The organism is Bifidobacterium sp. LH_512 (assembly GCF_056356435.1).
Genome location: NZ_JBKEUE010000001.1, coordinates 1,184,814 through 1,198,998, shown reverse-complemented (window position 1 = coordinate 1,198,998; position 14,185 = coordinate 1,184,814). Strand labels below are relative to the sequence as shown.

Sequence of the window (14,185 nt, the reverse complement as noted above, 5' to 3'; positions counted from 1 at the left end):
ATGTAACGCGAATGTAACGCGAATGTAACGCGACCCGTGGGGGGTGCTGCGAAATCCGTGAAAAAACGGCTGTTTCTCGATGTGGACAAAATCAGCGTGAACGTGAACGGTCGGTGTACACTCGCGCTCAGTTGCGTTAGGCAACCAGGAGAGGACCGGCACATACGACGTGTGCCGACTATATGAGAGGAATGCATTCCATATGCAGATGAATATGCGTAAGGCCATCGCGCTGATCGCCTCCGCCGCAGCGGTCGTTTCGCTTGCGGCCTGTGGCGGCGGCAGCGATACCGCCTCCAGCGACAACACCTACACCACCGAGCCTCAGGAAGGCACTCCCACCAGCTACACCGGCGCTCTGCCGATGCCGGAGAAGGACAAGGCCTACAACAATCCTCAGGATCGCGAGAACCTGAAGCAGGGTGGTACCCTGAACATGGCCATCTCCGAAATCGGTCCGGATTGGAACAGTTTCAGCGCCAACGGCAACACCACGTACATGTCCGGCCTGTGGAACCTGTACATGCCGTTCCTGTGGGACTATGCTGTCGACGGCAGCAGTGCCACCCCGAACCCGAACTATCTGACCTCCGTGGAACTGACCTCCGAGGATCCGGAAGTCATCACCTACACCATCAACCCGGACGCCACCTGGAATGACGGCACTCCGATCACGTGGAAGGACTTCTATTCCACGTGGAAGGTCAACAGCGGTGAATCCGACCTGCTTACCCCGGCCATCACCTTCGGCTACGAGTCCATCGCCAGCGTCGAACAGGGCGAGAACGAAAAGCAGGCCGTCGTGACCTTCTCCGAGCAGGTCTATCCGTATCAGGCCATCTTCCAGCGTCTGTACCCGTCCATGGCATATGACGAGAACGACATGCAGAAGACCGCCGATACCTTCACCCAGGGCTGGCAGAACGACCCGCACGCCGACGAATGGGGCGCGGGCCCGTACACCGTCAAGAGCGTGTCCGATTCCGAAGTTGTCTTCGTGCCGAACGACAACTGGTGGGGTGATAAGCCGCTGCTCGACCAGATCAGCCTCAAGCAGATGGAAGACTCCGCTATGATCAACGCCTTCAAGAACGGCGAGATCGACATCACCGTCGGCGGCTTGAACGCCGATAACCTGGCCACCGCCAAGACCGTCGACGGCGCTTATATCCGTCGTTCCTACGACACCGGCGTGTCCACCTACACCATCAACACCCAGTCCGAGAACGCCAAGGACCTTGCGTTGCGCAAGGCCTGGGTCCAGGCCGTTGACCGTTCCACCCTCGCCTCGATGAGCTTCGATGGGCTCGAATGGGAAGAGGACGTTCCGGGCTCCGTGATTCTGCCGCAGTTCCAGGACGGCTATGAGGACAACATGCCCGAGGATTCCGGCTACTCCACCGAGAACGCCAAGAAGACGCTCGAGGACGCCGGCTATACCATGGGCGATGACGGCTACTATCAGAAGGACGGCAAGACCGCCGAGCTGACGTACACCGCCTTCTCCGATTCCGCCCGCACCAAGGCAAGCGCCCAGGCCATGCAGAAGATGGCCAAGGACGCCGGCATCAAGGTCGACATCGACATCAAGGCTTCCAGCGAATTCTCCAATACCGTCACCTCCGGCAACTGGGACATCATCGGCCTCGGCTGGGGCGCCACCGATCCGTTCGGCTACTCCTCCAGTTCCTACCAGCTGTACGGCTCTGACTCCAGCTCCAACTTCGCCTACATCGGCTCCTCCGACATCGACGAGAAGCTGAAGACCGTCACCAAGACCGCCGACACCACCGAAGCCATCAAGCTGTTCAATGAAGCCGAGAAGGAATACATGGAGTTCTACGCCCAGATTCCGATCAGCAACGGCGTGCTGACCTATGCAGCCAAGGAAGGCTTGGCCAACATCGGCCCGGCAGGCTATTCCGGTGAGTCCAGCCGTACCGGCATCCCGGTCCACTCCGAGAACATCGGCTGGGAGAAGTGAGTTCGTTCGTTACCTGGTAACGGCTGAATAATCTTCCTTCAAGACCCGTCGCCTACAAGGCGGCGGGTCTTTTCTTGTTCCGTCTGCGCATGCCGCACATTCCTGCTTCCTATATGCGCCGCAATCATCGCGCGAAATGCGCACGTATACGGTATCGGGCCGCTGGTAGTCTCATACGACATGAGCATCACCATCACCACATCGAACGTCAACGGCATCCGAGCCGCAAAACGCAAGGGAATATCAGCATGGGTCGGCGTCAGGACGCCGGACGTGTGGTGCATGCAGGAAGTGCGTGCGCCGCAGAACGAGATCGATCCCATCATCGGTGAGCTGGCCTTCGAATACGTCACCGCTGGCAAAATCGCGGCTCCCGATGAATTGGATTCCTTGAACGAGGTCTGCCGTGTCAAAGGCCGCGCGGGCGTGGCTTTGCTGTCCGACCTGGCCATTGAAGAACGCCGCTACGGCCTTCCGGGGTTGGAGGAGGACGTCGACTCCGGCCGTTGGATCGAAGCGGACGTGCGCACGCCGCAAGGCTATCTCGTTACCATCGCCTGCGTGTACGTCCATGCCGGCAACGTCGACGATCCGGTAAAAATGGAACAAAAATACCGTTTCCTCGACACCATGTTCGTGCGTATGGGGCAGCTTCGCGACGAAGCGGCCAATGGTGGGCGCCAAGCGCTGCTCTGCGGCGACTTCAACATCGCACATACGCCGCTCGACATCAAGAACGCGAAATCCAATGAAAAAAGCGCCGGCTTCCTGCCCGAGGAACGCGCCTATATCGACCGTTGGCTGGGCGAATACGAATTCGTGGATGTCATGCGCAATCTCGCCGGTGACATCCAGGGTCCGTATACGTGGTGGAGCCAGCGCGGACGTGCCTTCGACAACAACACGGGCTGGCGCATCGACTACCAGTTCGCTACACCGGAATTGGCGGAAAGCGCGCGCGGATTCATCATCGACAAGGCGCCCTCATATGATGCAAGATGGTCGGACCATGCGCCGCTGACCATCGAATACGATGTGTGAGCGATACCAATTCGGTGACGTTCCGTGACGTGCCTTCCAGCTGTTATTAAGCGAAGGTGTTAGGCTAGTCAACGATTGCAACCGCGCAGAAACGAGGAAACATGGGATTGTTCGGATTCGGGAAAAAGAAGAAGCATAGCGGCGACGCCGTCGTTGAAGAGTCCAAACAGGTTGACGAAGCCATTGCAGCCGCCGACGGTCAGGAAGCGGCGCAGGAAACGCAACTGCCGCAGACTGGCGCTGTGTATGAAGACCGCGGCGACGAACGTGGTCCGTGGGATGTAAACGACGAGAAGGTTCCGGATTACGACGAGTATCTCGACATGGGCGCCTATTATCTTCCGTTCCTGCAGGGTATCGGCTTGCATGTCAAAGCGAACCGCGCCACCCGTCAAGTGTTGGGTACCACCATCACCTATGGCGCTTCCAGCCTTGAAATTGAAGCATTCGCAGCTCCGAAGACGATGAGCCTGTGGGATGATGTTCGCACCGACCTGAGCGATGCCAGCGACAAAGCCGAAGAGCGTGAAGGCGTATTCGGCACCGAGCTGATGCTGCCGGTCACCGTCAAAGGCGGTCGCACCGTCATGACACGTATCGTGGGGGTGGACGGCCCTCGATGGATGCTCCGTGGCATTTTCTCCGGCAAGGCCGCCTTGATGCCGGACGATCCGGAAACCGAAGCGTTGAACAAGTTCTTCGCGGACATCGTGGTGGAGCGTGGTGAGGAGCCGCTGGCTCCGCGTGACCTGATTCCGATGCATCCGCCGGTTGCCCCCGCACAGCGCAAGGCCATGGCCGAAGCTGCCGCACAGCAGGAGGCCAGTGGCGATGGCACCATGGAGATTCCGGACAAGCCGAAGGGGCCATTCGATTCCGACCAGCAGACCGAGGTCAGGACCACGCTGTCGCGTGGCCCGATGTTCTCCGAGATACGCTAATCGATGGCACCGTCAACGCAATCGACATCGCCGACGAAACGCACCGGATTGGGCGCATTGACCAGCGCCGGGTCGGAGGACGATTTTTCCATCATCGAAGCGATAGGAGGCCCGCGCGGCATCATTGAATCGATGCTGCCGGGCGTACTGTTCGTGGTGATGTTCGTCATCACCTCCAACGTAAAGCTGACCGTTATCGTATCGGCTGTGCTGGCTTTCGTGCAGGTAATCATACGTCTGCTGCAACGTCAATCGCTGATGGGCGCGTTAAGCGGCCTGATCGCCGTCGGCATATGTCTGGTGTGGGCATGGCAGAGCCATGAGGCTCGCAATTACTACATGTTCGGTTTTCTGACCAATGCCTCCTACATTGTGCTGCTGTCGCTATCATTGCCAGTGCGCGTGCCGGGCTTGGGATTCGTGGTCGAATTCCTGCGCACGATGCCTACGGAACATTTCCGGGCATGGCTGAACGGTTGGCGGTCCGACCATGCGTTGTATCGCGCCTATCAGATTGTCACCGGTCTGTGGATCGGCGTTTTTTCGCTACGACTGCTGATACAAGTGCCGCTGTATCTGACCGATCAGGTCGGCTGGCTGGGAACCGCACGACTGCTGATGGGCATTCCATTTTGGGCTTTGGCCATTTGGACGTCCTATCTGATCATCGCCACACCGTTGCATAGGCATAAGCAGCAGGAGGCCCGCGTGGAGGAGAGCGAATAATGGAAGCGACCATTCGGATTGAACGCTACGCCGACCAAGGCCGATGCGTCGGCCATATCGACGGGCGTGTGGTATTCGTGCGTTTCGCGTTGCCGGGTGAATTGGTACGCATTGTTCTGGATGAACCGCATGATCGTGAAGACCGTTTCTGGACCGGCGAAGTGGTCGAAGTCATCGAGGCCAGCGAAGACCGTGTGACACCGGCATGGCCGTTGGCCGGTCCCCTGGCTGCCGGCGGCGGAGTCGGCGGTGCCGACTTGGTGCATGTCAGCCTTGAAGGCCAGCTCAAGTGGAAGTCGATCATTGTTTACGAGCAGTTGCAGCGTTTGGGACATGTCGATGTAGATGTGCCCATTGAACGCATGCCTGGCGATATTGAGACCAATGGCCTGCATTGGCGTACTCGTATCGAAATGATCGTCGACGATGAAGGCCGCCCGTCCATGCGCCGCCGTGGCTCCCACATGCGCGTGCCGATTGATACGATGCCGCTGGCCAGCGAGGCGTTGCTGAGCGTTGCCGAACGTGAACATGTGTGGGATGGCGGGTTCACTCCCGGTTCCCAGATTCGTTTGTCCGTTCCGGAACCGCGTGACGAGGCCCACGAAGTGGGTGGCAATTATGCGATGCTGGTCGACGGCGAACTGTGCGCAGGCAGTGATTTGCTGGTCGAACGCGTTACCGTGGGGGAACGCGAATACGAATACAACGTCGACCCCGCGGGCTTCTGGCAGATGCATCGTCAGGCGCCGCTCGTATTGCCGAATCACGTGCTTTCCCTGGTGCAAGGCGAATTGGATGGTCTGAACAACGCTTGTGTGTGGGATTTATATTCCGGTTCCGGCCTGTTTACCTTGCCGTTGGCCACGCAAGCGGCTGAGCGCGTGCGTATGCTCAGCGTGGAAGGTGGACGCATCGCCGTGGCGAATGCGGTGAAGAACCTGCGTCGCTTGAACTTGGACAATGTCGATGCGCGCGTCGGCGACGTGTCGAAGGTACTGATGAACGTGCGCAACGATCTGGCGCATCCGGATGTCGTCGTATTGGACCCGCCTCGTGCGGGCGCCCGTGCCAAAGCGTGCCGTCAAATCGCTGAAGCCGGCGCATATTCGATTGTGTATGTCGCCTGCGATCCGGCCAGCCTCGCACGTGATACCGGCACGTTGTGCTCGCTTGGATACGAAGTCAAGGACGTGCGAGCCTTCGACATCTACCCGATGACACATCATGTGGAGACGGTCGCCCTGTTCAGAAAGACGCAGCGATGAACATACGTCGTGCGTCGGCGGTGCTGCTGACGACGGGAATGCTGATCGCGGCCTCATCCTGCATGCCTGTCGGCAAAGCCGTAGGGGATACGCAGGATGAGGCCGACGCGATCGTTCACGACGGTCTTGATTATGGCGATGCAATCGTCGGGCTGATCGGCTCCGAACAGACCGATATGGATCGCAGCATCCTTGCGGCATGCGAAAAAGCCGGATTGAAACCGCTCTATGTGCCTGTGATTGACGTCAATGATGCTGACGCCGCCGCGCAGCAAGGCGTCAAGGATTTGGCGCATCGCCAATCCGACGTCATTGTCATCACCGCCATTGACGCATCGCAGGATATGCAAGGATGGGATGGTGCGCTGCAGGCCGCGCGTGAAGCCGGTGTCCCCGTCATACTGCTTGATCCCGTATCTTCACCGGACAACGAACTGCTGTATGCGGCGACGCTGACCATTGACAATCAGTCATCGGAAGCGACACCGATCGTCGAGGCGATGATGACTGTCGCCGACGACGACCCGCATGACCGAAACATCACGGTATCCACTATGCGCGAATAATCGCAGATATCGTTCGATAACGCGGATAATGACGGTAGGCTGTGCATATGGGAACAAGCGAAACGGCGACATCAATGCCGAAGATGGCACAATACGGGTTGCGCGACAATGAAGTGAGCGCCCGCGTCGAAGCAGGTCAGACCAATCATATGAAGGATTCCTCGTCGCGTTCGCTGGCGGATATCGTCCGTGAAAACGTATTCACGTTATTCAACGGCATCATTCTCGGCGCGATGCTGCTTGTTCTTCTGACCGGATCATGGAGGGATTCGGTATTCGGTTTCGTCGTCATCATCAACACAGGCATCGGCATCGTCACCGAACTGAAAGCGAAACGAACGCTTGACAAGCTGTCGATTCTGGTGGCCTCCTCATTCCTGGTCCGACGCGAAGGCCGCGATATCGAAATTCCTGGCAGCGATATTGTAATTGACGACTTGATGTGGATCCGCGCCGGGGAACAGGTCCCCGTGGATGCGCAGATCATTGCAACCTGGGGATTGGAATTGGATGAGTCGATGCTCACCGGCGAATCCCGCACGGTACGCCATAAAGAAGGCGAAACCATATATTCCGGATCCACCGCGGTATCCGGCATGGCGTTCGTCCGCGTCACCGCAGTCGGCGAGCATAGTTATGCGGCCACCCTGACCGCACAGGCGAAGGTGTATAAGAAAACCGTTTCCGACCTGAACAAGGGCATCAATACGATTCTTAAATTCATGACGATGCTGGTCGTGCCGCTGTGCGTTCTGCTGATCCTGTCGCAAATGCATACGGTTGGCGGTTGGACGTACGCCATCGAAACCGGCCAATGGCGGCAGGCCGTCGTTTCCGCCGTGTCCGGCGTGGTCGGCATGATTCCGGAAGGCCTGGTGCTGCTTACTTCGTTGAATTTCGCGCTGGCGGCGATCCGGCTCGCGCGCAAGAACACGCTGGTGCAGGAATTGGAATCCGTTGAAACTCTGGCCCGCGTCGATTGTTTGAATCTTGATAAAACCGGTACCATCACCGACGGCGGCATCGCATTGACCGATGTCGTCATCCTCACCGATACTGCTGACACTCCCAGCGACGACGCCGTCGAAACGGAACGCGCCGCCAAACAGGCGCTGTATGATCTGGCCAACGAGGCACGGCCGAATACGACAGGGGCGGCGATACTGGAAGGTCTGCGCGACCACGGCTTCGGCCCCGGCAAGGTGCAGGCACGTATCCCGTTTTCTTCGGCCCGTAAATGGAGCGCCATCATCGCCGACGACGCGGTCTGGTATATGGGGGCGCCCGAAGTGATGCTGGCGGCATTGCAAGGCGAGCACGCCGTACTGCTCAATCATGTCAACGAATATGCCGAAACCGGCAACCGCGTGCTGCTGGTCGTGCACTGCACGCTTGAACAGGCGGGCATAATACAATCCGGAGACGTTACACGTTTCGGCGACGATCCCATTCTGCCGGGTGAAGCTACGCCGATCGCGCTGGTGCTGTGCGCCGAACGAATCCGCGCTGATGCCAAGGACACGCTGGCATGGTTCCGCGAACAAGGCGTGCGCTGCCGCGTGATTTCCGGCGACAATCCCGTCACCGTTGGCGCAATCGCGCGCAAAGTCGCATTAACCGGCGAACGCGAGCCGCGCATCATGGATGCGCGCGAGCTTCCGGAAGGCGTCGTCGAATTGGCGGAAACCTTGGAACACGTCGACGTGCTGGGTCGCGTGTTGCCCGAACAGAAAAAGGCGATCGTCGACGCACTGCATCTGGGCAGCCATGTCGTCGCCATGACCGGCGACGGCGTCAACGATTCGCTGGCCATCAAAGAAGCCGATCTGGGCATCGCCATGGGCAACGCCGCACCGGCCACCAAAGCCGTATCCCAAGTGGTGCTGGTCGATTCGAAATTCTCCCACCTGCCGGACGTGATGGCTCGTGGGCGCCAGGTCATGGCGAATATGGAACGCGTCGCCAGCCTGTTCCTGACCAAAACCGTATATTCTGCGCTGATTTCGCTCGGCGTGGTATTGGCGCAGATCCCATACCCATATCTGCCTCGGCATATCACTTATGTCGGCGCTTTGACCATCGGCGTGCCGGCGTTCGTGCTGGCTCTTGCACCGAATACACGCCGCTATATTCCGGGATTCCTGAAACGCGTCGTCCGTTTTGCGCTGCCCGGCGGCATTGCGGTCGCAGTGTCGACGTTGCTTACGGCATGGCTGTTGCCCGTGGTGATGGATTGGAATGTGTTCGATTCGGATGCCGATCTGCTTGACCTGCGCTCCACCGTGGCCATTGTGCTGTTTGTGCTTGGCGTATTCGTGCTGGCACGCGTCGCCACGCCGTTGCACTCCTGGCGTGGCGCATTGGTGGCGGTGTTTGCGGCCGCCGGCATCATCGGCATGTTCATTCCGTTCGTCGCGAACTTCTTCGCGCTGCAGGTTCCGAGCGGGCGTGTGCTCCAGGCCACGGCGGCGGCGCTGGTGATTTCCGCGATCGTGTTCGCGGCCTGCGTCATCGCATTGCCGAAGGCGGTTCATGCCGTCACCGACCGCGTCGAGGAATGGATGAATCGTCGGGCAGGCCGCTAAAGGCGCGGGGCAGTATCTCACATGACAAACAGACACGCCAGAGGCCTCTTTGCAAACGGGTAACGTTGGCGACGGATAATGTCACGGTATTGTCCGTCTTTAAGCTTGGAAGGGAGCAGCATGTCCATGCGCGACGACCGACTGGCGGTGTTGAACGCTGCCGGCAAGGACTATCGTTACTATGCAATCGCAGGCCTGCCCGGCATTGAACACCTGCCGTATTCGTTGAAGGTGCTGGTTGAAAATCTGATTCGCAATATTGATGGCGCCAACATCACCGATGATCATGTGCGCGCACTGCTTGACTGGGATCCCGCGGCGCAGCCGAGCCATGAGATTCAGTTCACCCCATCTCGCGTCGTCATGCAGGATTTCACCGGTGTGCCATGCGTGGTCGACCTGGCCACCATGCGCGACGCCGTCAAAGCGTTGGGCGGCGACCCGAAGGTCATCAATCCGCAAGTCCAATCCGACATGATCATCGACCATTCCGTGCAGATCGACCGTTACGGCATCGCCGACGCGCTTGAGAAGAACATGGACATCGAATACCAGCGCAACGGCGAACGCTACCAGTTCCTGCGTTGGGGCCAGCAGGCCTTCGACAACTTCCGCGTCGTGCCGCCGGGAACGGGCATCATCCACCAGGTCAACATCGAATACCTGGCCAAAGTCGTGATGACGAAGGATGAGGCGGGCGAAACCACGCCGCTGGCATATCTTGATTCCTGCGTCGGCACCGACTCGCACACCACCACCGTCAACGGTCTGGGCGTACTCGGCTGGGGCGTGGGCGGCATCGAAGCCGAGGCCGCCATGTTGGGACAGCCGATCTCCATGCTCGTGCCACGCGTCGTCGGCTTCAAACTCACCGGTTCCATTCCCGAAGGCGTCACCGCAACCGACGTGGTGCTGACCATCACCGACATGCTACGCAAGCATGGCGTCGTCGGCAAGTTCGTGGAATTCTACGGCGAAGGCATTGCCTCCGTGCCGCTGGCCAACCGTGCCACCATCGGCAACATGAGCCCGGAATTCGGCTCCACCTGCGGTATTTTCCCGATCGACAACGTCACATTGGATTATCTGCGCCTGACCGGTCGCTCCGACGAACAGATAGCGCTGGTCGAAGCGTACGCGAAGGCCAACGGCCTGTGGGGCGACGCCTCCGACTCGGATTACGTCGAACCGAGCTATTCCGAATACCTGGAGCTCGATCTGGGCACGGTCAAGCCGTCCATCGCCGGCCCGAAGCGTCCGCAGGACCGCATCGAACTGAGCCGGGCCAAGCAGATGTTCGAGGAAACCCTGCCGGCTTACACCACGGAATCCACCACAACCGAACCGGTCGTCGTCTCCACCGGCTTCCGCGGCGACTTCGACCTGAAGAACGGCGACGTGGCCATCGCCAGCATCACCAGCTGCACGAACACGTCGAACCCATCCGTCATGATCGCCGCCGGTCTGATCGCCCGCAACGCCGTAGCCAAAGGCCTGAAGCCTAAGCCGTGGGTCAAAACCTCGCTCGCTCCGGGCTCCCAGGTCGTCGCCGACTATCTGAAGGCCGCCGGCCTGCAGGATGATCTTGACGCGCTCGGCTACCAGCTGGTCGGCTTCGGCTGCGCCACCTGCATCGGCAACTCCGGCCCGCTGCTGCCGGAAATCTCCGAAGCGATCAACGCCAATGACATGACCGTCACCGCGGTTCTGTCCGGCAACCGCAACTTCGAAGGCCGCATCAGCCCGGACGTCAAGATGAACTATCTGGCCTCGCCGCCGTTGGTCATCGCCTACGCGCTCGCCGGCACCATGGATTTCGATTTCGAAACCCAGCCGCTCGGCAAGGATGCGGACGGCAACGACGTGTTCCTGAAGGACATCTGGCCCACCAATGATGAGGTCGAAGCCGTGGTGAACGGCACCGTCAACCGCGACATGTTTTTGAAGGATTACGCTTCCGTATTCGACGGCGACCATCGTTGGCGTGGCCTTGACGTGCCGACCGGCGAACTGTTCGCATGGGATGAGGCGTCCACGTATGTGCGCCGTCAGACCTTCTTCGACGGCATGAGCGCCGAACCGGCCCCGGTGCAGGACATCGCCGGCGCCCGCGTGCTCGCATTGCTGGGCGACTCGGTCACCACCGACCATATTTCCCCGGCCGGCGCATTCAAGGCGTCCAGCCCGGCGGGCAAATATCTGACCGAGCGCGGCGTCGAACAGAAGAACTTCAACTCCTACGGTTCGCGTCGTGGCAACCATGAAATCATGGTGCGTGGCACCTTCGGCAACATCCGCCTGCGCAACCAGCTGCTTGCCTCCGTCGGTGAGGAGATTACGCCCGGCGGCTTCACCTACGATTTCCTCGCCGAACAGCCGACGACGATCTACGACGCCTCCCGCGACTACATCGAGCATGATGTGCCGCTGGTCGTACTGGCCGGCAAGGAATACGGCACCGGTTCGTCTCGCGACTGGGCCGCGAAGGGCACGGCGATGCTGGGCGTCAAGGCCGTCATCACCGAAAGCTTCGAACGCATCCACCGTTCGAACCTGATCGGCATGGGCGTGCTGCCATTGCAGTTCCCGGCGGGCGAATCCTACACGTCGCTGGGCCTCGACGGCACGGAAACCTACGACATCGCAGGCATCGAAACGCTTAATGCCGGCGAGACGCCGAAAACCGTGCACGTCACCGCCGCCCGCGGGGATGGCAGTACGGTGGAATTCGACGCCGTCGTGCGCATCGACACCCCCGGCGAAGCGGACTACTACCGCAACGGCGGCATCCTGCAATACGTCCTGCGCAATCTCATGAAGTGACGTCGCCACGATAATATTGGCGGAATAATTCCAAGCCGGGCTGCCTTTCATGACCTACACTGAGAAGGGCGGTCCGGCTTTCGCATGTTCGAGTGTGCTCGGGCTTGCGCAAACATCTGAAATCCGACGAAGGGACAGGGCATGGCAATCAGCGCATCGGAAAAGCCATTGGGGAAGGTGCTGACGTCGGATTATCGTTTTATGATTCCCTCATTTCAACGTGCCTACACTTGGCAGTCCGAAAACATTCTGCAGCTTGTCGCTGATATTCAGGACGCTTGTGTGACGCCTGAAGTCCCATATTTTCTGGGGTCTCTGATTCTTGTACACGATGGCGACACACGCTATCAGGTCATCGACGGCCAGCAGCGTCTGATTTCGCTGTCGATCGTCATCGCCGTATTGCGCGAGTTGGAAGACGATCCGGAATTGGTGCGTCTGCTGAACGAACTGATCTTGGAGCCCGGAGACAAGCTGCGCGGCATCACCGCCGAACCTCGTCTGCGCTTGCGTGACCGGGACGTGGAATTCTTCCGCGAATATGTGCAGGAAGGTGATTTGGAAGGCCTGTTCGATCTTCGCGATTCCGATATCGAAACCAATGCGCAGCGTAACATCGCCGTCAACACACGACAGACATATGATGAAATCGCCCGCATGAGCGAAGACGAACGTCGCAATTTTGCATCATATCTGGTCAATAATGTGATGCTGGTCATCGTCGTCACCGACGATTTAGCCGGCGCACATCGCATTTTCGATGTGATGAATATGCGAGGTGTGCCATTGACGGCGTCCGACGTGTTCAAAGCGAAATCGATGGCCGCCTTGTCGCCGGCAGCCCGCACCGCATATGCTTCGCGGTGGGACGATATCATGGATCCGCTCGGCGACGATCCTCAGCGTATGGAAACATTCTTCGCCAGCCTGCATCTGATCGTGTCTCATCGCATCGCCTGTTCGCAGCTGCTGGTCGAATTCGAAAAAGACGTGTTGAAGCCGTATTTCGCCAAGCAGAACGTCATTGCTTTCATCGACGAAGTACTGGCGCCGTATGCGAATGCGTGGCGCATTCTTGAACGTCCCTCCGACACGGGGCTGCCTGATGAGACCATTGGCCGACTCGTCGCATTGAACGATTATCAGAGCGAGGATTGGAAGCCGGTGGCCATGTGGGCGCTGGTCCATTCAATTCGTAATCTGGGCGATCCCGATGTCATGGTGTTTTCCAAGCCCGGCGCCCAATCGCGCAATGCGAAACATCGCGGCGAATCCGGCTATCCGATGGATCTGCATGATGTGGATCGTCTGAACGATATTCTTACCGCTCTGGAACGCGTCACAGGCATCGACACGTTGAACAGGCAGGGCTCGTTGCAGCGTCGCACACGTGTGGCCAGCGCCATTCGAGATTTCGACAAAGGCCTGACCTTGGCGCAGGTGAATGGTTTGCATATCGGTGACGATGACCGCCGGGGAGCTCTCGCGCATCTGCGCGGTGAATTGCAGGCCACGCCAGGCTTGAAGCGTCTGCTGCTGATTCGTGCGAACGAACAGCAGGCCGGACATCGTATTACGCGTCCGCGCAGTCTGAATGCTCTGCCGATTCTTCCGCAGAAGGTGAAGGCTGATTCCGCGTTCGCCGCATGGCCGGAGAATGTACGCGATTACTGGTCTGACCGCATCGGCAATCTTGTATTGAGTCAGGCCAATGAGAATCAGTTGGATAAGTTGTCGGCTTATACGCAACGTCGGGAACGGATGCTGCTTTCCAGTAGTTCACGCAGTTTCCCCTTGACCGCGCAATTGGCTGATATCGCCGAGATGACGCCGGAAACATTGCAGTGGCGTCAGGATGAAACGGTGCGTTTGATCGCGGAATATTGGAATATTCGCTATGACGCCGAACATGTTGATTTGTCGACGTTGAGCGAAGAGCATTTGACGCAGCGTGTCAAGTCGAAGTCGCCGAATTCCAAGCGCGTGACGATTGCGCAGGTGTTGAAGGCCGGATTGCTGATTCCAGGGGAGACGCTGGTGTGGGAGCGTCCGCGCAAAGGCGAGCGATGGCACGTGACGGTAACGGCGGAGGGACGTCTTCGTCTGGATGACGGTAGCGAATATGCGTCTCCGACTGCTGCGGCACGTGCGATCGGCGGCTCCAACGCCGGTCTGAACGTGTGGAAGCGTACGTCCAACGGCCAGAAGCTCAGCGACGTCTGGAAAGCCTACCGACTGAAAAACGCCTGAC

At 59.0% G+C, this 14,185-nt stretch carries 9 protein-coding genes; all 9 read left to right on the top strand.

Annotated elements, in window-relative coordinates; genetic code table 11:
- Positions 1-202: 202 nt before the first annotated feature.
- The 9 genes from AC1AWD_RS05155 (at position 203) to AC1AWD_RS05115 (ending at position 14,184) form a co-directional block, all read left to right on the top strand.
- Entirely contained in the window at positions 203-1,984 is a 1,782-nt protein-coding gene (locus tag AC1AWD_RS05155) for an ABC transporter family substrate-binding protein (RefSeq protein WP_476564246.1), read from the top strand.
- A 180-nt stretch (positions 1,985-2,164) separates the two neighbouring features.
- Positions 2,165-3,025: an exodeoxyribonuclease III gene (locus AC1AWD_RS05150; RefSeq protein ID WP_476564245.1), complete on the top strand. Its 861-nt coding sequence runs from the start codon at positions 2,165-2,167 to the stop codon at positions 3,023-3,025.
- Between the two features lie 101 nt (positions 3,026-3,126).
- On the top strand, positions 3,127-3,966 hold the full coding sequence (locus AC1AWD_RS05145; RefSeq protein WP_476564243.1) for a DUF3710 domain-containing protein: 840 nt from the start codon (positions 3,127-3,129) through the stop codon (positions 3,964-3,966).
- Positions 3,967-3,969: 3 nt separating this feature from the next.
- Entirely contained in the window at positions 3,970-4,692 is a 723-nt protein-coding gene (locus tag AC1AWD_RS05140) for a DUF3159 domain-containing protein (protein ID WP_476564241.1), read from the top strand.
- Entirely contained in the window at positions 4,692-5,960 is a 1,269-nt protein-coding gene (locus tag AC1AWD_RS05135; RefSeq protein WP_476564239.1) for a class I SAM-dependent RNA methyltransferase, read from the top strand. Before AC1AWD_RS05140 ends, AC1AWD_RS05135 begins: the two co-directional genes overlap by 1 nt.
- The gene (locus tag AC1AWD_RS05130; protein ID WP_476564238.1) at positions 5,957-6,526 is read left to right on the top strand and encodes a sugar ABC transporter substrate-binding protein; all 570 of its coding nucleotides are present in this window, start codon (positions 5,957-5,959) and stop codon (positions 6,524-6,526) included. Before AC1AWD_RS05135 ends, AC1AWD_RS05130 begins: the two co-directional genes overlap by 4 nt.
- Before the next feature lie 74 nt (positions 6,527-6,600).
- Positions 6,601-9,111, top strand: coding sequence for an HAD-IC family P-type ATPase (locus AC1AWD_RS05125; protein WP_476564614.1), 2,511 nt, complete (start codon positions 6,601-6,603; stop codon positions 9,109-9,111).
- Between the two features lie 120 nt (positions 9,112-9,231).
- Positions 9,232-11,934: an aconitate hydratase AcnA gene (gene acnA / locus AC1AWD_RS05120; protein ID WP_476564236.1), complete on the top strand. Its 2,703-nt coding sequence runs from the start codon at positions 9,232-9,234 to the stop codon at positions 11,932-11,934.
- A 141-nt stretch (positions 11,935-12,075) separates the two neighbouring features.
- Positions 12,076-14,184: a GmrSD restriction endonuclease domain-containing protein gene (locus AC1AWD_RS05115; RefSeq protein WP_476564234.1), complete on the top strand. Its 2,109-nt coding sequence runs from the start codon at positions 12,076-12,078 to the stop codon at positions 14,182-14,184.
- Position 14,185: the final 1 nt, after the last annotated feature.